This is a genomic window from Pseudomonas sp. X4, assembly GCF_040784925.1.
GTDB lineage: Bacteria > Pseudomonadota > Gammaproteobacteria > Pseudomonadales > Pseudomonadaceae > Aquipseudomonas > Aquipseudomonas putida_Z.
Map to the genome: position 1 here is coordinate 3859425 of NZ_CP160798.1, position 22713 is coordinate 3882137.

The 22713-nt window shown below is 63.6% G+C and carries 16 protein-coding genes; 13 read left to right on the forward strand and 3 right to left on the reverse strand.

What is annotated here, in order from left to right; genetic code table 11:
• Positions 1–66 precede the first annotated feature (66 nt).
• The 5 genes from ABX298_RS17245 (at position 67) to ABX298_RS17265 (ending at position 6970) form a co-directional block, all read left to right on the forward strand.
• Positions 67–999, forward strand: coding sequence for a rhodanese-related sulfurtransferase (locus ABX298_RS17245; RefSeq protein ID WP_025338092.1), 933 nt, complete (start codon positions 67–69; stop codon positions 997–999).
• 3 nt (positions 1000–1002) lie between these two features.
• On the forward strand, positions 1003–1635 hold the full coding sequence (locus ABX298_RS17250) for a DsbA family protein (protein WP_025338093.1): 633 nt from the start codon (positions 1003–1005) through the stop codon (positions 1633–1635).
• Positions 1628–3460, forward strand: a complete 1833-nt coding sequence (locus ABX298_RS17255) for an ABC transporter ATP-binding protein (RefSeq protein WP_075044054.1) — start codon at positions 1628–1630, stop codon at positions 3458–3460. The genes ABX298_RS17250 and ABX298_RS17255 overlap by 8 nt, the downstream gene beginning before the upstream one ends.
• A gap of 237 nt (positions 3461–3697) precedes the next feature.
• Positions 3698–6154 (forward strand): EAL domain-containing protein, encoded by a 2457-nt coding sequence (locus ABX298_RS17260; RefSeq protein ID WP_075044055.1) that lies wholly within the window; start codon positions 3698–3700, stop codon positions 6152–6154.
• 30 nt (positions 6155–6184) lie between these two features.
• A complete protein-coding gene (locus ABX298_RS17265; RefSeq protein ID WP_317409877.1) occupies positions 6185–6970 on the forward strand; it encodes an iron-containing redox enzyme family protein in 786 nt (261 codons plus the stop codon).
• Positions 6971–7096: 126 nt separating this feature from the next.
• On the opposite strand, the gene ABX298_RS17270 is transcribed toward ABX298_RS17265, so the two are convergent.
• From ABX298_RS17270 to ubiG, 3 genes are all read right to left on the reverse strand, one after another.
• Positions 7097–7837: a YciK family oxidoreductase gene (locus ABX298_RS17270; RefSeq protein ID WP_025338096.1), complete on the reverse strand. Its 741-nt coding sequence runs from the start codon at positions 7835–7837 to the stop codon at positions 7097–7099.
• Between the two features lie 152 nt (positions 7838–7989).
• Complete coding sequence (gene mupP, locus ABX298_RS17275; protein ID WP_085617670.1) at positions 7990–8661, reverse strand: N-acetylmuramic acid 6-phosphate phosphatase MupP; 672 nt, start codon at positions 8659–8661, stop codon at positions 7990–7992.
• Between the two features lie 2 nt (positions 8662–8663).
• Positions 8664–9362, reverse strand: coding sequence for a bifunctional 2-polyprenyl-6-hydroxyphenol methylase/3-demethylubiquinol 3-O-methyltransferase UbiG (gene ubiG, locus ABX298_RS17280; protein WP_025338098.1), 699 nt, complete (start codon positions 9360–9362; stop codon positions 8664–8666).
• Positions 9363–9473: 111 nt separating this feature from the next.
• On the opposite strand from ubiG, the gene mtnA reads away from it, so the two are divergent.
• The 8 genes from mtnA (at position 9474) to ABX298_RS17320 (ending at position 22168) form a co-directional block, all read left to right on the forward strand.
• Positions 9474–10550, forward strand: coding sequence for an S-methyl-5-thioribose-1-phosphate isomerase (gene mtnA, locus ABX298_RS17285; RefSeq protein WP_025338099.1), 1077 nt, complete (start codon positions 9474–9476; stop codon positions 10548–10550).
• A gap of 366 nt (positions 10551–10916) precedes the next feature.
• Complete coding sequence (gyrA, locus tag ABX298_RS17290; protein ID WP_085589990.1) at positions 10917–13682, forward strand: DNA gyrase subunit A; 2766 nt, start codon at positions 10917–10919, stop codon at positions 13680–13682.
• Positions 13683–13939: 257 nt separating this feature from the next.
• Positions 13940–15025 (forward strand): 3-phosphoserine/phosphohydroxythreonine transaminase, encoded by a 1086-nt coding sequence (serC, locus tag ABX298_RS17295; protein WP_025338101.1) that lies wholly within the window; start codon positions 13940–13942, stop codon positions 15023–15025.
• The gene (gene pheA / locus ABX298_RS17300) at positions 15025–16119 is read left to right on the forward strand and encodes a prephenate dehydratase (RefSeq protein ID WP_013971453.1); all 1095 of its coding nucleotides are present in this window, start codon (positions 15025–15027) and stop codon (positions 16117–16119) included. The genes serC and pheA overlap by 1 nt, the downstream gene beginning before the upstream one ends.
• A gap of 209 nt (positions 16120–16328) precedes the next feature.
• Positions 16329–18536, forward strand: a complete 2208-nt coding sequence (locus tag ABX298_RS17305) for a bifunctional prephenate dehydrogenase/3-phosphoshikimate 1-carboxyvinyltransferase (RefSeq protein ID WP_025338103.1) — start codon at positions 16329–16331, stop codon at positions 18534–18536.
• Positions 18533–19219, forward strand: coding sequence for a (d)CMP kinase (cmk, locus tag ABX298_RS17310; protein WP_075044059.1), 687 nt, complete (start codon positions 18533–18535; stop codon positions 19217–19219). Before ABX298_RS17305 ends, cmk begins: the two co-directional genes overlap by 4 nt.
• A 124-nt stretch (positions 19220–19343) precedes the next feature.
• Entirely contained in the window at positions 19344–21020 is a 1677-nt protein-coding gene (gene rpsA, locus ABX298_RS17315; protein WP_003252673.1) for a 30S ribosomal protein S1, read from the forward strand.
• Between the two features lie 89 nt (positions 21021–21109).
• Positions 21110–22168 carry an acyltransferase family protein gene (locus tag ABX298_RS17320; protein ID WP_367393370.1) on the forward strand — a complete coding sequence of 353 codons (1059 nt, stop codon included), beginning with the start codon at positions 21110–21112 and terminating at the stop codon, positions 22166–22168.
• Positions 22169–22713: the final 545 nt, after the last annotated feature.

Below are 22713 nucleotides of genomic sequence, written 5' to 3' on the forward strand. Positions count from 1 at the left end.
CGGCCCCCTGTTTCTTGTGTAACCCGGTCCGCCCCTTACGAGGGCAACCACTGGAGATCCTGCTTCATGTCCCAACCCATCGTCGTCGCGGCGCTGTACAAGTTCGTCACCCTGGAAGACTACGTCGAGCTGCGCGAGCCGCTGCTCAAGACCATGCTCGACAACAACGTCAAGGGCACCCTGCTGCTGGCCCACGAGGGCATCAACGGCACCGTGTCGGCCACCCGCGAAGGCATCGACGGCCTGCTGGCCTGGCTGCGCAACGACCCGCGCCTGGTCGATGTCGACCACAAGGAATCGTACTGCGACGAACAGCCGTTCTACCGCACCAAGGTCAAGCTCAAGAAAGAGATCGTTACCCTCGGCGTGCCTGGCGTGGACCCGAACCAGGCGGTCGGCACCTACGTCGAGCCCAAGGACTGGAACGCGCTGATCAGCGACCCGGAAGTGCTGCTGATCGACACCCGCAACGACTACGAAGTGGCCATCGGTACCTTCAAGGGCGCCATCGACCCGAAGACCGAAACCTTCCGCGAGTTCCCCGACTACATCAAGGCCAACTTCGACCCCAGCAAGCACAAGAAGGTTGCCATGTTCTGCACCGGCGGTATCCGTTGCGAAAAAGCCTCCAGCTACATGCTCGGTGAAGGCTTCGAGGCGGTCTATCATCTTAAGGGCGGCATCCTGAAATACTTCGAGGAAGTGCCTCAGGAAGAAAGCCTGTGGGACGGCGACTGCTTCGTCTTCGACAACCGCGTCACGGTGCGCCATGACCTGAGCGAAGGCGAGTACGACCAGTGCCACGCCTGCCGCCACCCGATCAATGCAGAGGAGCGCGCGTCCGAGCACTATTCGCCAGGGGTCAGCTGCCCGCATTGCTGGGACACCCTGAGCGAGAAGACCCGGCGCAGCGCCATCGACCGGCAGAAGCAGATCGAGCTGGCCAAGGCGCGCAACCTGCCGCACCCGATCGGTTACAACTACAAAGCCGAGGCTTGATGCATGTCTGCACGCCTGATCTATGTGATGGACCCGATGTGCTCCTGGTGCTGGGGTTTCGCACCCGTGGCCGCGGCCCTGATCGCCCAGGCGCGTGACGCAGGCGTGCCCACCCGCCTGGTGCCGGGCGGGCTGCGTACCGGCGGCAGTGCCCTGGACAGCTCTACCCGCAAGTACATCCTCGAACACTGGCAGGCGGTGGCCGATGCCACCGGCCAACCGTTCCGCTTCGAGGGGGCCATGCCCGACGGCTTCGTCTACGACACCGAGCCGGCCTGCCGTGCCCTGGTCACCGCCCGCGAACTGGACGCCGAGCGCGTCTGGCCGCTGCTGGCGCTGATCCAGCGTTCGTTCTACGAACAGGGCGTGGACGTGACCGTTGCACCGCATCTGGTCGACCTGGCCGAACAGGCAGGCTTCGACCGTGCCGTGTTCGCCGAGGCCTTCGCCCGTGCCGATACCCGCGCCGCCACTGCAGCCGATTTCAGCTGGGCCCAGGACCTGGGCATCGCCGGTTTCCCGACCTTGCTTGCCGAGCGCAATGGCCAACTGGCCCTGCTGACCAACGGCTACCAGCCGCTGGAGCGCCTGCAACCCTTGCTCGGCCGCTGGCTGCAGCAGGCCGCCTGTGCTTGATGTGCCTGGGTCACCCGACCCGGTACCGGGCAAACCTCACACTGTGGCCGATCGATTGAGCTGGGCGGAAATCCGCCGCCTGGCCCTGCATCACAAGAAAAACCTCTGGTCCGCGAACCTCATCGCCGTATTGGCGGCCTGCTGCAGCGTGCCTATCCCGCTGCTGCTGCCGCTGCTGGTGGACGAAGTGCTGCTGGGCCATGGCGATGCCGCGCTGAAGTGGATGAACCACCTGCTGCCGTCCAGCTGGCAGGTGGCCGCGGGCTACATCGGCCTGATGTTGCTGCTGACCCTGTGCCTGCGCCTGGCCGCCTTGGCGTTCAACGTGATCCAGGCCAAGCTGTTCGCCGGCCTGGCCAAGGACATCGTCTACCGCCTGCGTATTCGGCTGATCGAGCGGCTCAAGCGCATTTCGCTTAAGGAATACGAAAGCCTGGGCAGCGGCACGGTGACCACTCACCTGGTCACCGACCTGGACACCCTCGACAAGTTCGTCGGCGAAACCCTTAGCCGCTTCCTGGTGGCCATGCTGACCCTGACCGGCACGGCGGCCATCCTGATCTGGATGCACTGGCAGCTGGCCTTGCTGATCTTGCTGTTCAACCCGCTGGTGATCTACTTCACCGTGCAGCTGGGCAAGCGCGTCAAGCACCTGAAAAAGCTCGAGAACGACAGCACCGCACGGTTTACCCAGGCGCTGGCGGAAACCCTCGACGCCATTCAGGAAATCCGCGCCGGCAACCGCCAGGGCTACTTCCTCGGTCGCCTTGGCCTGCGCGCCCGCGAAGTGCGTGACTACGCCGTGGATTCGCAGTGGAAGAGCGATGCCAGCGGCCGCGCCAGTGGCCTGCTGTTCCAGTTCGGTATCGATATCTTCCGCGCCGCGGCCATGCTCACCGTGCTGTTCTCCGACCTGTCGATCGGCCAGATGCTGGCGGTGTTCAGCTACCTGTGGTTCATGATCGGCCCGGTGGAGCAGCTGCTCAACCTGCAATACGCCTACTACGCCGCCGGTGGTGCGCTGAGCCGCCTCAACGAACTGCTGGCACGCGACGACGAGCCGCAGTACCCGGCTGCCAGCGACCCGTTCGCCGGCCGCGAGACGGTGGGCATCGAAGTGCGCGACCTGCGCTTTGCCTATGCCGACGAGCCGGTGCTCGAGCACCTCGACCTGTCCATCGCCCCGGGCGAGAAGGTGGCGATCGTCGGCGCCAGCGGTGGTGGCAAGAGCACCCTGGTGCAGCTGTTGCTGGGCCTCTACAGCGCCCAGGCCGGCACCATCCGCTTTGGCGGCGCCAGCCTGCAGGAAATCGGCCTGGAAACCCTGCGTGAAAACGTCGCGGTGGTATTGCAGCACCCGTCGTTGTTCAACGACACCGTGCGCGCCAACCTGACCATGGGCCGTGACTGCAGCGACGAGGCCTGCTGGCAGGCGCTGCGCATTGCCCAGCTGGATGCCACCATCGCCGCGTTGCCCCAGGGCCTGGACAGTGTGGTGGGGCGCTCCGGCGTGCGCTTGTCCGGTGGCCAGCGCCAGCGCCTGGCCATTGCCCGCATGGTGCTGGCCGAACCCAAGGTGGTGATCCTCGACGAAGCCACCTCGGCCCTGGATGCCGCCACCGAATACAACCTGCACCAGGCCCTGGCGCGCTTCCTCAGCGGCCGCACCACACTGATCATTGCCCACCGCCTGTCGGCGGTGAAACAGGCCGACCGGGTGCTGGTGTTCGACGGCGGGCACGTGGCCGAGGATGGCGACCATCAGCAGCTGATTGCCGAGGGTGGGTTGTATGCCAAGTTGTATGGGCACCTGCAGCAGAGCTGAATTTGTGGCAGCCTGTGCGGGCCCTATCGCCGGCAAGCCAGCTCCCACAGGATTACCACAGGCCTGAGCATTGTGGGGTACCTGTGGGAGCTGGCTTGCCGGCGATAGGGCCGGGAAGGCCGTGCGAAAATCCCCAGGTTCCCTGTCATAAAAAACCCAACCGCCGGGATGGCAAATGGCCTACGCTGTGCTTGTCTGGGTTGATTTGCGCCTTATCTGCTCTGTGACAGGGACTCCATGAAGGGACATCGCACTCTAGAAGCGCCAAAGTTGCTCGGCATCACCTGGCCCTTCATCGCCGTTGTGGTCTTCCAGGTAGCCTTGGGCAGCCTCAGCCTTTATACGCTCTCGGCCGTGCGTGCCTATGTCGCGGGCGAAAGCCTTTGGTCCAAGGCGCAGAAAGACGCCATCTACTACCTCAACCTGTACGCCGAAACCCGCGACGACAGCACCTACCATCGCTATCGCCAGGCCATCACCGTGCCCCAGGGCGACCACCAGCTGCGCGAAGTGCTGGACCAGCCCAGCCCCGACCTGGACGCCGCGCGCCAGGCCGTGCTGCAAGGCGGCAACCACCCCGACGATGTCGAGCGGATCATCTGGTTCTACCGCAACTTTCGCAACGTCAGCTACATGCAGACGGCCATCGACTACTGGGACATCGGCGACGACTACCTGGGCAAGCTGGATATGCTGGCCATGGAAATGCGCAGCAGCTTCGCCGCTGGCGCGGTGGACGCCCGCACGGTCAGCGACTGGAAGGCGCGCATCGTCACCATCAACGAAGGGGTAACCCCGGCCGCCAAGGCGTTCAGTGATGCCTTGGGCGAGGGTTCGCGCATGCTGCTGCGGGTGCTGCTGATCACCAACCTGCTGACCGCGATGTTCCTGATTGCCATTGCCTGGCGCCGCTCCAGCAAGCTGTTGGCCCAGCGCCAGGCCTTTGCCAGCGCCCTGCAGGAAGAAAAGGAGCGGGCGCAGATCACCCTGCAGGCCATTGGCGATGCGGTGATTACCGCTGACGTGGAAGGCAGTATCGGTTACATGAACCCCGCCGCCGAGCAACTGACCCACTGGCAGGCCGGTCATGCCCAGGGCCTGCCGCTGTCGGCGCTGTTCAGCCTGGTGGACGAGCAGGCCGAGGAAGACGGCCGCAGCCTGGTCGAACAGGTGCTCAGCGGCAGCCTCAAGGGTGGCGCCGAACATGCCCGGCTGATCCAGCGCCTGGACGGTAGCACCGTGTCGGTCAACCTGGTCGGTTCGCCGATCGTCAATGACGGCCAGGTCAGCGGCATCGTGCTGGTGCTGCACGACATGACCCAGGAGCGCCAGTACATCGCCAACCTGTCCTGGCAGGCGACCCACGATGCCCTGACCGGGCTGGCCAACCGCCGCGAGTTCGAATACCGCCTGGAGCAGGCGCTCAATGACCTGGCGCGCCAGGCCGGGCGGCATTCGCTGATGTTCCTCGACCTCGACCAGTTCAAGCTGGTCAACGATACCTGCGGGCATGCCGCTGGCGACGAGCTGCTGCGGCACATCTGCGCCGTGCTGCAGTCCGGCCTGCGCGAGGGCGACACCCTGGCCCGGCTGGGTGGTGACGAATTCGGCGTGCTGCTGGAAAACTGTCCGCCCGATCAGGCCGAGCGCATTGCCGAGCAGCTGCGCCAGCTGGTGCAGAGCCTGCATTTCGTGTGGAAAGGGCGGCCGTTCGTCACCACCGTCAGCGTCGGCCTGGTGCACATGGCCCAGTCCCCCGGCACCCTCGAAACCTCGCTGCGCGCCGCCGACATGGCCTGCTACATGGCCAAGGAAAAGGGCCGTAACCGCGTGCAGGTGTACCATGCCGACGACAGCGAGCTGTCCATGCGCTTTGGCGAAATGGCCTGGATCCAGCGCTTGCACGTGGCCCTGGAAGAAAACCGCTTCTGCCTGTACGCCCAGGAAATCGCCCCGCTGAAAACCTTCGAAGGCCCCGGCCATATCGAGATCCTGCTACGCCTGCACGACGAAAGCGGGCGTACCATCCTGCCCAGCAGCTTCATCCCGGCGGCCGAGCGCTACGGCCTGATGACCGCGCTGGACCGCTGGGTGGTGCGCAATGTGTTCCTGGTCATCCGCCAGTGCCTGGACGAAGGGCGCGAGGGGCCGCTGTCGATCTGTGCGATCAACCTGTCGGGGTCGAGCATTGGCGATGACAAGTTCCTCGAATACCTGCAACGCCTGTTCGTCGAATACGCCATTCCGCCGCGGATGATCTGTTTCGAAATTACCGAAACCAGCGCCATAGCCAACCTTGGCAGCGCCATCCGCTTCATCAACGAATTGAAGGGGCTGGGTTGTCGCTTCTCGCTCGATGATTTCTGCGCCGGCATGTCGTCGTTCGCCTATCTCAAGCATTTGCCCGTGGATTACCTGAAGATCGACGGAAGTTTCGTCAAGGACATGCTCGACGACCCGGTCAACCGGGCCATGGTCGAGGTCATCAACCACATCGGTCACGTAATGGGCAAGCGCACCATTGCCGAATTCGTCGAAACACCCTTGATCGAGCAGGCCTTGCAGGAAATTGGCGTGGATTACGCCCAGGGCTACCTCATCGAACGCCCCCAGGTGTTCACCTGTGACAGTCTGCAGCGCCAACGGATCGCCGCCCGGCCTCTGTTGCAGCGGGCACCTGGCACGTTTCGCTAGCTAGAAATCACAAGGATCAAGGAGCTGAAAGTGATTGACGCATTCGTTCGTATCGGGCCTTTGATGGATCCCGCCAGCTACCCCCAATGGGCCCAGCAAATGATTGAAGACTGCCGCGAGAGCAAGCGCCGGGTAGTCGAGCATGAGTTCTACGCGCGCCTGCGCGACGGCCAGCTGAAGCAATCGACCATTCGCCAGTACCTGATCGGTGGCTGGCCGGTGGTGGAGCAGTTTTCGCTGTACATGGCTCACAACCTGACCAAGACCCGCTATGGCCGTCATCAGGGCGAAGACATGGCGCGGCGCTGGCTGATGCGCAACATCCGTGTCGAGCTCAACCACGCCGACTACTGGGTGAACTGGTGCCAGGCGCATGGCGTGCACCTGCACGAGCTGCAGGCCCAGGATGTGCCGCCAGAGCTGAACGGCCTGAATGACTGGTGCTGGCGCGTGTGCGCCACCGAGAACCTGGCCATTTCCATGGCGGCGACCAACTACGCCATCGAAGGTGCGACCGGTGAATGGTCGGCGGTGGTGTGCTCCACCGACACCTATGCGCTGGGCTTCCCGGAGGATCAGCGCAAGCGGGCGATGAAGTGGCTGAAGATGCATGCCCAGTATGACGACGCGCACCCGTGGGAGGCGCTGGAGATCATCTGCACCCTGGCCGGCGAGAACCCGACCCTGGGGCTGCGCAATGAACTGCGCAAGGCGATTTGCAAGAGTTATGACTGCATGTACCTGTTCCTGGAACGGTGCATGCAGCTGGAAGGGCGCCAGCAGGGGCGCATGCGCCCGGTGTTGGCAGCGGGCTGATCGCTCTCCAGTCCCGGCCTCTTCGCGGGTAAACCCGCTCCCACAAGTACTGCGCTGCCCTCATGGGCGGTGAATAACCCTGTGGGAGCGGGTTCACCCGCGAAAGGGCCGGTACAGGCAAAAGCCTTACTGGGCGTTGAACGCCTGCCCATTCACCCCTTTGCTGTCCGGCCCCATCAGGTACAGGTACACCGGCATGATCTCTTCCGGCAGCGGGTTGTTCTGCGGGTTTTCGCTGGGGTAGGCCTGCGCCCGCATCGCCGTGCGCGTGGCACCCGGGTTGATGCTGTTGGAGCGCACCGGTGCCACGCCTTCCAGTTCATCGGCCAGGGTTTGCATCAGGCCCTCGGTGGCGAACTTGGACACGCCATAGGCGCCCCAGTAGGCCCGGCCCTTGCGCCCGACGCTGCTGCTGGTGAACACCACCGAAGCGTCTTCCGACAGCTTCAGCAGCGGCAGCAGGGTGCTGGTGAGCATGAAGGTGGCATCGACGTTGATGTGCATCACGCGCATGAAGTTGTCACCCGACAGCTGCTCCAGCGGCGTGCGCGGGCCGATGATCGAAGCGTTGTTCAGCAGGCCGTCGAGGCGGCCGAACTGGTCTTCGATCATCACCGCCAGTTCGTCGTACTGGTGGGGCAGGGCGGTTTCCAGGTTGAACGGGATCACCACGGGTTGCGGGTGCCCGGCGGCTTCGATCTGGTCGTAGACCTCGTTGAGATTGGCCTCGGTCTTGCCCAGCAGCAGCACAGTGGCGCCCAGCGCAGCGTAGGCCTTGGCGGCAGCGGCGCCGATGCCGCGGCCGGCACCGGTAACCAGGATGACCCGGCCTTGCAGCAGGTCGGGGCGGGCGGTGTAGTCGAACATGGTAGGTCCTTCGAGTTCGTTGGCGCGGCACCGTCCCCTGTGGGAGCGGGTTTACCCGCGAATGCGTACTATCAGGCGCCGGTGTCGCCTGGGCTGGCGCATTCGCGGGTGAACCCGCTCCCACAGGGGCTGTGCTGCGGTCTAGACGGGGTTCAGCAGCCGCACAGCGCGCTGTCGATCACTTTGCGCAGTTCCAGCGGGTGGTCCACCACCACGTCGGCGCCCCAGTTGTTGGGGTTGTCCTCTGGATGAATATAGCCGTAGCGCACCGCCGCCGTGCGGGTGCCGGCGTCGCGGCCAGACTCGATGTCGCGCAGGTCGTCGCCGACGAACAGCACGCTGGCCGGGTCCAGGCCGAGGGTCTTGCAGGCGAGGATCAGCGGCTCGGGGTCGGGCTTGCTGTTCTTGACATGGTCCGGGCAGATCAGCAGCGCCGACCGCTCGGCCAGGCCCAGTTGCTGCATGATCGGCTCGGCGAAGCGCACCGGCTTGTTGGTGACCACGCCCCACAGCAGGTTGCCTTTCTCGATGTCGGCCAGCAGCTCGGCCATGCCGTCGAACAGCTTGCTGTGCACCGCGCAGTCGCGCTGGTAGCGCTCGAGGAACTCCAGGCGCAGGGCCTCGAAGCCTTCGGCATCCGGGCTCATGGCGAAGGTCGCGGCGACCATTGCCCGGGCGCCGCCGGAGATCACGTCGCGGATCAGCTTGTCATCGACGGCCGGCAGGCCGCGCTCGGCGAGCATGGCCTGGCAGATGGCGATGAAGTCCGGCGCCGTGTCGAGCAAGGTGCCGTCCATGTCGAAGAGTACTGCTTGCAAACGCATGCTTATTCCTCGCGCAGGGTCTGGATCATGTAGTTGACGTCGACGTCGCTGCTGAGCTTGTAGTGCTTGGTCAGCGGGTTGTAGGTCAGGCCGATGATGTCCTTCACCTGCAGGCCGGCAACGCGGCTCCAGGCGCCCAGCTCGGACGGGCGGATGAACTTCTTGAAGTCGTGGGTGCCGCGCGGCAGCATCTTCAGGATGTACTCGGCGCCGACGATGGCCAGCAGGTAGGCCTTGGGGTTGCGGTTGATGGTGGAGAAGAACACCTGGCCGCCAGGCTTGACCATGCGATAGCAGGCGCGGATGACCGAAGACGGGTCGGGCACGTGCTCGAGCATTTCCAGGCAGGTGACCACGTCGAACTGTTCAGGCATTTCCTCGGCCAGGGCTTCGGCGGTGATCTGCCGGTATTCCACCTGCACGCCCGACTCCAGCTGGTGCAGCTGGGCCACGGCCAGTGGCGCTTCGCCCATGTCGATGCCGGTGACCGTGGCGCCGCGCAGGGCCATCGCCTCACTGAGGATGCCGCCGCCGCAGCCCACGTCCAGCACTTTCTTGCCGGCGAGGCTGGCGCGCTCGTCGATCCAGTTGACGCGCAGCGGGTTGATTTCGTGCAGCGGCTTGAACTCGCTTTCGCGGTCCCACCAGCGGTGGGCCAGCGCTTCGAACTTGGCGATTTCGGCGCGGTCGACGTTGCTCATTAGAACAGTCCTCTGAAACTTCGCAAAATTGCGCCGGAGTATACCCGAGCGCTCGGCCCCGAGGGTCGCTATAATCGCCGGCTTTTGATATCCGAACGACGGGGAGAGGCGATGCGCGAGCGACTTTTGGCGGCGGAGAAGGTGACCGGGATCCGCTGGCAGGGCGGCGTCTTGCACCTGCTCGACCAGCGCCTGCTGCCGTCGGAAGAGCGCTGGCTGGCCTGCGACAATGTCGCGCAGGTGGCAGCGGCGATCCGCGACATGGCCGTGCGCGGCGCCTCGGCCATCGGCATTGCCGCGGCCTATGGCCTGGTGCTGGCCCTGGAAGAGCGGCTGGCCGAGGGTGGCGACTGGGAAATGGACCTGGAGGAAGACTTCCTTGTCCTGGCTGAAGCGCGCCCTACCGCCGCCAACCTGTTCTGGGCGCTGAACCGCATGCGTGAGCGCCTGCAGCGCCTGCGTCCGGATGAAGGCGTGCTGGCGGCGCTGGAGGCCGAAGCGGTGGCCATCCACGAAAGCGACCGGGAAGCCAACCTGACCATGGCCCAGCACGGTATCGAGCTGATCCGCCGCCACCAGGGCAACGCCCAGACCCTGCTCACCTACGGCAACGCCGGCGCCCTGGCCTGTGGTGGTTTCGGCACCGCGCTGGGGGTGATCCGCGCCGGTTACCTGGAGGGCATGGTCGAGCGTGTATACGCCGGCGAGACCCGCCCCTGGCTGCATGGCTCGCGCCTGACCGCCTGGGAGCTGGCCAACGAGGGCATTCCAGTGACCCTGTGCGCCGACTCGGCGCTGGCCCATTTGATGAAGAGCAAGGGCATCACCTGGGTGGTGGTGGGCGCGGACTGCATCGCCGCCAACGGCGACGTGGCCAGCAAGATCGGCACCTATCAGCTGGCGGTCAGCGCCATGCACCACGGCGTACGTTTCATGGTGGTGGCGCCGAGCACCAGCATCGACCTGAACCTGGCCACGGGCGAGGACATCCCGCTGGAAGAGCGCGCTGCCGACGAGCTGCTGGACATTGGCGGCACCCGCGTGGCGCCGGATGTCGAGGTGTTCAACCCGGTGTTCGACGTGACCCCGGCCGACTTGATCGATGTGATCGTGACCGAGCGCGGCATCGTCGAGCGGCCGGATGCCGCCAAGCTGGCACAATTGATCTGCCGCAAGCGCCTGCACTGATATTCGTGGCGCCTGTGCCGGCCTCTTCGCGGGTAAACCCGCTCCCACAGGGATAGCAGGCGGCCTGAGGGCGGTGGTGTACCTGTGGGAGCGGGTTTACCCGCGAAGAGGCCGGCACAGGCTATAAAAAATCCAGATTCAACCTCGTGTGAGGCCACCTGCCACATCTCCCCACCGCCCCTGCCTTTGTGATAACATCCGGCAGTTTCCAAGACCGCCCACCACGGCGGCCTTCATTGCGCAGATCCATGGCACAACTCATTGATTTGTCGTAAGTCGTCGCACCCTTATGCGTTGCGGCGGCGAGCTTCGTTCGGCCCTTGATGGAGCTGCGAAGTTTCACCAGAAAAAGGAATCAGGCTTCTCATGGGCGAACTGGCCAAAGAAATCCTCCCGGTCAATATCGAAGACGAACTGAGACAGTCTTACCTCGACTACGCGATGAGCGTGATTGTCGGGCGAGCGCTGCCCGATGCGCGTGACGGCTTGAAGCCCGTGCATCGTCGCGTTCTCTATGCGATGAGCGAACTGGGCAACGACTGGAACAAGCCGTACAAGAAATCCGCCCGTGTGGTCGGTGACGTGATCGGTAAGTACCACCCGCACGGCGACACCGCGGTCTACGACACCATCGTGCGTATGGCCCAGCCGTTCTCGCTGCGCTACCTGCTGGTCGACGGCCAGGGCAACTTCGGTTCGGTGGACGGCGACAACGCCGCAGCCATGCGATACACCGAAGTGCGCATGGCCAAGCTGGCCCACGAGCTGCTGGCCGACCTGCACAAGGAGACCGTCGACTGGGTGCCCAACTACGACGGCACCGAGCAGATCCCGGCAGTCATGCCGACCCGTATTCCCAACCTGCTGGTCAACGGCTCCAGCGGTATTGCCGTGGGCATGGCGACCAACATCCCGCCGCACAACCTCGGCGAGGTCATCGATGGCTGCCTGGCACTCATCGACAACCCCGAAGTCACCATCGATGAGCTGATGCAGCACATCCCTGGCCCGGACTTCCCGACTGCCGGCCTGATCAACGGCCGCCAGGGCATCATCGAGGCCTATCGTACCGGCCGTGGTCGCATCTACATGCGTGCCCGCTCCGAGATCGAAGACATCGACAAGGTCGGTGGTCGCCAGCAGATCGTGGTTACCGAGCTGCCGTACCAGCTGAACAAGGCTCGCCTGATCGAGAAGATCGCGGAGCTGGTAAAAGAGAAGAAGATCGAAGGCATCACCGAACTGCGCGACGAATCCGACAAGGACGGCATGCGCATCGTCATCGAGCTGCGTCGCGGCGAGGTGCCGGAGGTGGTGCTCAACAACCTCTACCAGCAAACCCAGCTGCAGAGCGTATTCGGCATCAACGTGGTGGCCCTGGTCGACGGCCGTCCGCGCCTGCTCAACCTCAAGGACCTGCTCGAAGCGTTCGTGCGTCACCGCCGTGAAGTGGTAACCCGCCGTACCGTGTTCGAGCTGCGCAAGGCCCGCGAACGCGGCCATATCCTCGAAGGCCAGGCGGTCGCGCTGTCCAACATCGACCCGGTCATCGCCCTGATCAAGGCCTCGCCGACCCCGTCGGAGGCCAAGGAAGCCCTGATCTCCACTGCCTGGGAATCCAGTGCCGTGCAGGTCATGGTCGAGCGCGCCGGTGCCGATTCCTGCCGCCCCGAGGACCTGCCGGAGCAGTACGGCCTGCGTGAAGGCAAGTACTACCTGTCGCCGGAACAGGCCCAGGCCATTCTCGACCTGCGCCTGCATCGCCTGACCGGCCTGGAGCACGAGAAGCTGCTGGCCGAGTATCAGGAAATCCTCGAACAGATCGGCGAACTGATCCGCATCCTCAGCAGCGCCGAGCGCCTGATGGAAGTGATCCGCGAAGAGCTGGAAGCCATCCGCGCCGAATATGGCGATGCCCGCCGTACCGAAATCCTCGATGCGCGCCACGACCTCAACTACGGCGACATGATCCCGGAAGAAGAGCGCGTGGTGACCATCTCCCACGGCGGCTACGCCAAGACCCAGCCGCTGTCCGCCTACCAGGCCCAGCGCCGTGGCGGCAAAGGCAAGTCGGCTACCGGGGTGAAGGACGAGGACTACGTCGAGCACCTGCTGGTTGCCAACAGCCATGCCACCCTGCTGCTGTTCTCCAGCAAGGGCAAGGTGTACTGGCTGAAGACCTACGACATCCCTGAAGCGTCCCGCGCCGCCCGCGGTCGCCCGCTGGTCAACCTGTTGCCGCTGGAGGAAGGTGAGCGCATCACCGCCATGCTGCAGATCGACCTCGAGGCCCTGCAGCAGAACGCTGACGCCGACGAAGAGCTGGAGGACGCGGAAGACACCGTGCTCGAAGGCGAAGTGGTCGAGGCCGAGGAAGTGGACGAGGAAGACGGCGACACCCCTGAGTGGGTAGCCGAGCCGACCGGCGCCTACATCTTCATGGCCACCGCTTCGGGTACCGTGAAGAAGACCCCGCTGGTGCAGTTCGCCCGTCCGCGCTCCAACGGCCTGATCGCCCTGAAGCTGAAGGAAGGTGACACCCTGATCGCCGCGGCCATCACCGACGGTGCCAAGGAAGTCATGATGTTCTCCGACGCCGGCAAGGTGATCCGCTTCGCTGAAAGCGTGGTGCGCGAGATGGGTCGTAACGCCCGTGGCGTGCGCGGCATGAAGCTGGGCAAGGGCCAGCAGATCATCTCCATGCTGATCCCTGAATCCGGCGCGCAGATCCTCACCGCCTCCGAGCGTGGCTTCGGCAAGCGCACACCGCTGTCCAAGTTCCCGCGTCGCGGCCGTGGTGGCCAGGGCGTGATCGCCATGGGTACCAAGGGGCGCAATGGCCTGCTGATCGGCGCCATCCAGGTGCAGGAAGGCGAAGAGATCATGCTGATTTCCGACCAGGGCACGCTGGTGCGTACCCGCGTTGGCGAAGTGTCCAGCCTGGGCCGTAACACCCAGGGCGTGACCTTGATCAAGCTGGCTACCGACGAGACGCTGGTGGGCCTGGAGCGTATCCAGGAGCCTTCCGAGGACGAGCTCGATGATGTGATCGAGACGGACGAAGAGGGCGTCGAGGCTGAAGCGCCAGACAACGAAGAAGCTGCTGGTGCCGAAGAGGCCCCGCAGGAGTAAGCAAGCGTAAAACCCGAACGGGGCGACCAAGGTCGCCCCGTTTGACTGATCAGGCCAGGTCATCGTGGCCGCTGTGCGGCCCATCGCCGGCAAGCCGGGCTCCCACAGGTTCAGCGCGAGCTTCGAGGGTTGCGCGGCCCTTGTGGGAGCTGGCTTGCCGGCGATGGCCTGCAAGGCAGGCCCATGACAGGCGACACAGTTTTAGTTGGTCAGCACCGAATTACGATTTTGTACCATTTGGCAGAGCGAGAGTGGATGTGAGCAAACGAGCCTTTAACTTCTGCGCAGGCCCTGCCGCGCTTCCTGACGCTGTTCTGCAGCGCGCCCAGGCCGAGATGCTGGATTGGCGTGGCAAGGGCTTGTCGGTGATGGAAATGAGCCATCGCAGCGACGATTACGTGGCCATCGCCGAAAAGGCCGAGCAGGACCTGCGTGACCTGCTGTCCGTCCCCTCCAACTACAAGGTGCTGTTCCTGCAGGGCGGCGCCAGCCAGCAGTTCGCTGAAATCCCGCTGAACCTGCTGCCGGAAAACGGCACCGCCGACTACATCGAAACCGGCATCTGGTCGAAAAAGGCCATCGAGGAAGGGCGCCGCTTCGGCAACGTCAACGTCGCCGCCAGCGCCAAGCCCTACGACTACCTGGCCATCCCGGGCCAGAACGAGTGGAAGCTGACCAAGAACGCCGCCTACGTGCACTATGCGTCCAACGAGACCATCGGTGGCCTGCAGTTCGACTGGGTGCCGGAAACCGGTGACGTGCCGCTGGTGGTCGACATGTCGTCCGACATCCTCTCGCGCCCGATCGACGTGTCTCAGTACGGCCTGATCTACGCCGGCGCGCAGAAGAACATCGGCCCGAGCGGCCTGGTAGTGGTGATCGTGCGCGAAGACCTGCTGGGCCGCGCCCGCAGCAGCTGCCCGACCATGCTCGACTACAAGGTCTCGGCCGACAACGGCTCGATGTACAACACCCCGGCCACCTACTCCTGGTACCTCTCGGGCCTGGTGTTCGAATGGCTGAAAGAGCAGGGTGGCGTCGATGCCATGGAGCAGCGCAACCGCGCCAAGAAAGACCGCCTGTACGGTTTCATCGACAGCAGCGAGTTCTACACCAACCCTATCAGCCACAACGCCCGTTCGTGGATGAACGTGCCGTTCCGTCTGGCTGACGAGCGCCTGGACAAGGCCTTCCTCGCCGGCGCCGATGCCCGTGGCCTGCTCAACCTCAAGGGCCACCGTTCGGTAGGCGGCATGCGCGCCTCCATCTACAACGCCCTGGGCCTTGAAGCAGTCGAAGCCCTGGTGGCCTACATGACAGAATTCGAGAAGGAGCACGGCTGATGTCCGAGCACGAACTGAAGGCGCTGCGCGTTCGCATCGACAGCCTCGACGAGAAGATCCTCGAGCTGATCAGCGAGCGCGCCCGTTGCGCCCAGGAAGTGGCCAAGGTCAAGACCGCCTCGCTGGCGGAAGGCGAAAAGCCGGTGTTCTACCGCCCCGAGCGTGAAGCAGCCGTGCTCAAGCGCGTGATGGAGCGCAACAAGGGCCCGCTGGACAACGAAGAGATGGCGCGGCTGTTCCGCGAAATCATGTCGTCGTGCCTGGCCCTGGAAGAGCCGCTGAAAATCGCCTACCTCGGCCCTGAAGGCACCTTCACCCAGGCAGCGGCCATGAAGCACTTCGGCCACGCGGTGATCAGCCGGCCGATGGCGGCCATCGACGAAGTGTTCCGCGAAGTGGCGGCCGGTGCCGTCAACTTCGGCGTGGTACCGGTGGAAAACTCCACCGAAGGCGCGGTCAGCCACACCCTGGACAGCTTCCTCGAGCACGACATGGTGATTTGCGGCGAGGTCGAGCTGCGCATCCACCACCACCTGCTGGTGGGCGAGAACACCAAGACCGACAGCATCACCCGCATCTACTCCCACGCCCAGTCGCTGGCCCAGTGCCGCAAGTGGCTGGACGCGCACTACCCGAACGTGGAGCGCGTGGCCGTGTCGAGCAATGCCGAGGCGGCCAAGCGGGTCAAGGGCGAGTGGAACTCGGCGGCGATCGCCGGCGACATGGCGGCCAACCTGTACGGTTTGACCCGTCTGGCCGAAAAGATCGAAGACCGCCCGGACAACTCCACGCGCTTCCTGATGATCGGCAACCAGGAAGTGCCGCCGACCGGCGACGACAAGACCTCGATCATCGTTTCGATGAGCAACAAGCCGGGTGCCTTGCACGAGCTGCTGGTACCGTTCCACCAGAACGGCATCGACCTGACTCGCATCGAGACCCGCCCATCGCGCAGCGGCAAGTGGACCTACGTGTTCTTCATCGACTTCGTCGGCCACCACCGCGACCCGCTGATCAAGGCGGTGCTCGAGCAGATCAGCCAGGAGGCTGTGGCGCTGAAGGTGCTGGGTTCGTATCCGAAGGCGGTGCTTTGATCGAAGATTGCCGGGGCCGCTGTGCGGCCCATCGCCGGCAAGCCGGCTCCCACAGGTACAGCACAAGCCTCCAGGTGTGCGCGGTCTCTGTGGGAGCTGGCTTGCCGGCGATGGGCTGCAAGGCAGCCCCGATGGGCCTCACAGGCTGTCTAGATTTCTGAACAGGGTTCGCACCAGTGGTAAAAGCAGTAACAACCAAACCCGCGCCAATCATCAACCGCCTGGTCGTGGTCGGCCTCGGCCTGATCGGTGGCTCATTCGCCAAGGGCCTGCGTGAAAGCGGCCTGTGCCGCGAAGTGGTCGGTGTCGACCTGGACGCCCCCTCGCGCAAGCAGGCTGTGGCCCTGGGCGTGGTCGATCGCTGCGAGGAAGACCTTGCTGCCGCCTGTGTCGGTGCCGATGTCATCCAGTTGGCCGTGCCGATCCTGGCCATGGAAAAGGTACTGGCCCGCCTGGCCAGGCTTGACCTTGGTGATGCTGTCATCACCGACGTCGGCAGCGCCAAGGGCAATGTCGTGCGTGAGGCGCGTGCCGTCTTTGGGGAACGCCTGCCGCGCTTCGTCCCCGGCCACCCCATCGCCGGCTCCGAGCAGAGCGGGGTAGAAGCCTCCAACGCCACCCTGTTCCGTCGGCACAAGGTCATCCTCACGCCGCTGGCTGAAACCGACCCGGCCGCCCTGGCCCTCGTCGACCGCCTGTGGCGCGAGCTGGGCGCCGATGTGGAGCACATGTCGGTCGAACGCCACGACGAAGTGCTTGCCGCCACCAGCCACCTGCCGCATCTGCTGGCCTTCGGCCTGGTCGATTCACTGGCCAAGCGCAATGAAAACCTCGAGATCTTCCGGTACGCTGCGGGAGGCTTCCGCGATTTCACGAGAATCGCCGGCAGCGACCCGACCATGTGGCACGACATCTTTCTCGCCAACCGCGACGCTGTCCTGCGCACGCTTGATACATATCGCAGCGATCTCGACGCCTTGCGCGACGCGATCGCTGAAGGGGACGGGCACCAGCTGCTGGGTGTATTCACCCGCGCACGCGTTGCCCGCGAGCATTTCAGTAAAATCCTGGCCCGCCGGGCCTATGTGGACGCTATGAACGCCAACGATCTGATTTTCCTGGCCCAACCGGGTGGCCGCCTGTCAGGGCGAATCCGCGTACCGGGCGACAAGTCGATTTCCCACCGCTCGATCATGCTCGGCTCGCTGGCCGAAGGCACCACCGAGGTCGAAGGCTTCCTCGAGGGTGAGGACGCGCTGGCGACCCTGCAGGCATTCCGTGACATGGGTGTGGTCATCGAAGGCCCCAACCACGGTCGCGTGACCATTCACGGCGTCGGCCTGCACGGCCTCAAGCCGCCACCCGGGCCGCTTTACGTGGGCAACTCGGGTACCTCGATGCGCCTGCTGTCGGGCCTGCTGGCCGGCCAGCCGTTCGACGTGACCATGACCGGCGACGCTTCGCTGTCCAAGCGCCCGATGAACCGTGTGGCCAACCCGCTGCGCGAAATGGGTGCCGTGGTCGAGACCGGCCCTGAAGGCCGCCCGCCGCTGACCATCCGCGGTGGCCACAAGCTCAAGGCGCTGACCTACACGCTGCCGATGGCCAGTGCCCAGGTCAAATCCTGCCTGCTGCTGGCCGGCCTGTACGCCGAAGGCAAGACCACCGTCACCGAGCCTGCGCCAACCCGTGACCATACCGAACGCATGCTGCGCGGCTTCGGCTACAGCGTCGACAGCAACGGCCCGGTGGCCTCGCTGCAGTCCGGCGGCAAGCTCACTGCCACCCGTATCGAAGTGCCGGCCGACATTTCCTCGGCGGCGTTCTTCCTGGTGGCGGCGTCCATCGCCGAAGGCTCCGAACTGGTGCTGGAGCACGTTGGCATCAACCCGACCCGTACCGGCGTGATCGACATCCTGCGCCTGATGGGCGGCGACATCACCCTGGAAAACCAGCGTGAAGTCGGCGGCGAGCCGGTGGCCGACCTGCGTGTGCGTGGTGCCAAACTGAAGGGTATCGACATCCCTGAAGAGCTGGTGCCGCTGGCCATCGACGAGTTCCCGGTGTTGTTCGTCGCCGCTGCCTGCGCCGAAGGGCGTACCGTGCTGCGTGGTGCCGAGGAGCTGCGGGTGAAGGAATCCGACCGTATCCAGGTCATGGCCGACGGCCTGATCACCCTGGGCATCAAGTGCGAGCCGACCCCGGACGGCATCATCATCGACGGCGGCCAGTTGGGTGGCGGCGAAGTGCATGGCCACGGTGACCACCGTATCGCCATGGCCTTCAGCGTTGCCTCGCTGCGCGCCAGCGCGCCGATCCGCATCCACGATTGCGCCAACGTCGCCACCTCGTTCCCCAACTTCCTGGCGCTGTGCGCCGAGGTGGGTATCCGCGTGGCGGAAGAGGGCAAGTCGTGAGTACCCTGGCGCCGGTCATCACCATCGACGGGCCAAGCGGTTCGGGCAAGGGTACGGTCGCCGGGCTGCTGGCCCGCGAGCTGGGCTGGAGGTTGCTGGACTCTGGCGCGCTGTACCGTCTGCTGGCGTTCAACGCCAGCAACCACGGCGTCGACCTGACCAACGAAGAGTTGCTGACCAAGCTTGCCGCCCATCTGGATGTGCAGTTCATCGCCGCCGAGCCCGGTAAGCTGCAACAGATCATCCTCGAGGGCGAGGACGTCAGCAACGTCATCCGCACCGAAACCGTCGGCGCCGGTGCCTCGATGGTTGCTTCGCTGCCGGCCGTGCGTGATGCACTGCTGGTGCGCCAGCGCGAATTCCGCGAGGCGCCGGGCCTGATCGCCGACGGTCGCGACATGGGCACCGTGGTGTTCCCGGACGCGCCGTTGAAAGTCTTCCTCACCGCCAGCGCGGAGGAGCGGGCGCGTCGCCGCTACCTGCAGTTGAAGGGCAAGGGTGAAGATGTTAGTCTGTCGAGTCTGCTGGATGAGATTCGTGCGCGTGATGAGCGCGACACCCAACGTGCAGTGGCCCCGCTGAAGCCAGCGGTCGATGCCATTCAGTTGGACTCTACCGAGTTGTCCATCGAGCAGGTGTTGCAACGTATCAGGAGCGAGATCGCACTGCGCGACCTTCTCTGATAGCCAGGAAAGCAGGCAGGGGCACCAGTCAACGTCCTGCCGGCTTTCCTTTACTTAAAACAAACCCACATTGTCTGGAATGTGGCTATGGGCGTCTGTTTCGCCCGAATCTACAGGAATTAAAATGAGCGAAAGCTTTGCAGAACTCTTTGAAGAAAGCCTGAAAACCCTCAATCTTCAGCCGGGTGCCATCATCACCGGTATCGTTGTCGACATCGACGGCGACTGGGTTACCGTACACGCTGGCCTGAAGTCCGAGGGCGTCATCCCGCTCGAGCAGTTCTACAACGAAGCTGGCGAGCTGACCATCAAGGTCGGTGACGAAGTTCACGTTGCGCTGGACGCGGTCGAAGACGGCTTTGGCGAAACCAAACTGTCCCGTGAAAAAGCCAAGCGCGCCGAGTGCTGGATTGTTCTGGAAGCAGCTTTCGCCGCCGAAGAAGTGGTCAAGGGCGTTATCAACGGTAAGGTTAAGGGCGGCTTCACTGTCGACGTTAACGGCATCCGTGCGTTCCTGCCGGGCTCCCTGGTTGATGTCCGCCCTGTGCGCGACACCACCCACCTGGAAGGCAAAGAGCTGGAATTCAAGGTCATCAAGCTGGACCAGAAGCGCAACAACGTTGTCGTTTCCCGTCGCAGCGTGCTGGAAGCCGAGAACAGCGCCGAGCGCGAAGCCCTGCTGGAAACCCTGCAGGAAGGCCAACAGGTCAAGGGTATCGTCAAGAACCTCACCGACTACGGCGCCTTCGTGGACCTGGGCGGTATCGACGGCCTGCTGCACATCACCGACATGGCTTGGAAGCGCATCAAGCACCCATCGGAAATCGTTAACGTTGGCGACGAAGTCGACGTACGCGTTCTGAAGTTCGACCGTGAGCGCAACCGCGTTTCGCTGGGTCTGAAGCAGATGGGCGAAGATCCGTGGGTAGCTATCACTGCCCGTTACCCAGAAGGTACTCGCGTACAGGCTCGCGTTACCAACCTGACCGACTACGGCTGCTTCGCTGAGCTGGAAGAAGGCGTTGAAGGTCTGGTACACGTTTCCGAAATGGACTGGACCAACAAGAACATCCACCCGTCGAAAGTCGTTCAGGTTGGCGACGAAGTGGAAGTCATGGTTCTGGACATCGACGAAGAGCGTCGTCGTATCTCCCTGGGCATCAAGCAGTGCAAGTCCAACCCATGGGAAGACTTCTCCGGCCAGTTCAACAAGGGTGATAAGATCACCGGTACCATCAAGTCGATCACCGACTTCGGTATCTTCATCGGCCTGGACGGCGGCATCGACGGTCTGGTTCACCTGTCCGACATCTCCTGGAACGAAACCGGCGAAGAAGCCGTGCGTCGTTTCAAGAAGGGCGACGAGCTGGAAACCGTCATCCTGTCGGTCGACCCAGAGCGCGAGCGCATCTCCCTGGGCATCAAGCAGCTGGAAGACGATCCGTTCTCCAACTTCGTTGCTGTCAATGACAAGGGTGCTATCGTCAAGGGCATCGTGAAAGAAGTTGACGCCAAAGGCGCCATCGTCACTCTGGCCGACGACATCGAAGCTACTCTGAAAGCTTCCGAAATCAGCCGTGACCGCGTTGAAGACGCGCGTAACGTCCTGAAGGAAGGCGAAGAGATCGAAGCCAAGATCATCAGCGTTGACCGCAAGTCCCGCGTTATCAGCCTGTCCATCAAGTCGAAGGACGATGCTGAAGAGCGCGAAGCCATCCAGAGCCTGAAAAACGCTCCGGAAGCGGCTGCCGACACCACCATGGCTGCGCTGCTGCGCGAAGCAATGGCCAAGCAGAACTGAGTTCTGTTTGATCGGTAAAAAAAGGCGACCTTCGGGTCGCCTTTTTTTTATGCTGAAAGAAGGCCATGTCGGGGGATTGTGCGATGTTGATGTTTGGCGACGTCATGGAAGGTCGCGGGCGCGATAACAATTTCCTGATCATCAGGCTGCTGGCGGCAACTGCCGTCGTGGTGGGGCATTCCTTTGCGCTCTCCTATCTGGAGTGCCTGAGTTGCACCGACCCTGGGCTGCTGCTGGGTATGCCGGTGCCCATTCATAGCCTGGGCGTGGAAGTATTCTTCATGGTCAGCGGTTTCCTGATCGCGGCCAGTGGTGAAAAAAATAGCACCCGGGATTTCTACCTGGCCCGCGCATTGCGGATCTTGCCTGGCTTGCTTGTGTGTCTGCTGCTCATGGCCTTTGTGCTGGGGCCTGTCATTACCTCGCTGCCGCTTGGTGAGTATCTTTCCCAGCGTCAGGTTTACAGGTACGTCTATAGCCCATTGCTGGTTTTCAAGGATGCCCAGTTCCTGTTGCCTGGGGTGAGCTTTACCCCGCGCCCCTATGGGGCTTCGGTCAATGGCAGCCTGTGGACCATCCCATTGGAAATGCGCATGTACGTGGTGCTGTGGCTATTGGTGCTGGTGGCCAAGGTTTGCCGGTGGCCGATGACAGGGTTGACGCTTGCCGCGTTGGTGGTTGCCCTGGGGTTGCACACCCTGCATCCAGCCTTTGCGGAGTACCCGTTCAAGCTGGTGGTGTGCTTCCTAGCAGGGGCGGTGTTCTATTCGTACCGGGCGGTGATCCCGTATACCGGCTGGCTGTTGTTTGCCTTTGTTGCGTTGTTCTTGTTGGCCAAGGGTGGGCGCCTTGAGGTGTTTGCGTTTGCCGTTCTGACGATATACGGCACGTTGTACGTAGCTTATTGCCCGCAGTTGAAGCTTCCTTCGTTTGTGGAGGATTACTCGTACGGTATCTACCTGTATGCATTTCCGATCCAGCAAGTGTTGGCGTGGGCGATGCCATGGGCTGGGCCTTACTGGCTGATGTTGGCGGCCGTGCCGGCGTCCTGGTTGGCGGGGTATGTGTCGTGGGGGCTGGTAGAGAAGCCTGCCTTGGCGATGCGCAAACGCTTTTCCCGAGCGGGCTCCCGGCAGCAATTGGCATAGGCGTCCGGGCTCCAGCAGCTGGTGTGCCCACTTTCACCCAGAAGGTGGTGTAGCCTTCAATGCATGTGCTGCCTCAGTGGTATAACGGTGTGCCCAACTCTCCAGAAACTGGCGCGATCCCCTGTGGGAGCGGGCATGCCCGCGAAGCAGGCGACGCGATGGATGGCACCGGCTATGCCGGTGTTCGCGGGCGCGCCCGCTCCCACATGGGCTGTGCTGGTCTCAAGACAGGTGATGTCCATGCGGGGCGGTGGACCGGCCCATGTTGCCGGTACTTGCACGATCCCCTTGTGAAGCGGCCCTGTGTCGCGAAAAGCCTGCTCTCAACAGGCCGGTACCTGGCTTCGAAGCAGGCAGCATCTCAGCAGGGCCGGCGACCCAAGCCCGATTTCCAAAAGCCTGCACTATCCCTGTGGGAGCTGGCTTGCCGGCGATGAGGCCGGGCCTGCCAGGCGCCGCCAGCTAGACCATTCCTGTAAAACTTCAATCTTGAATTTTTTTATTAAGTCAAGAACCACCCTGTTCAAATCCCTCCCAGCGTGCTA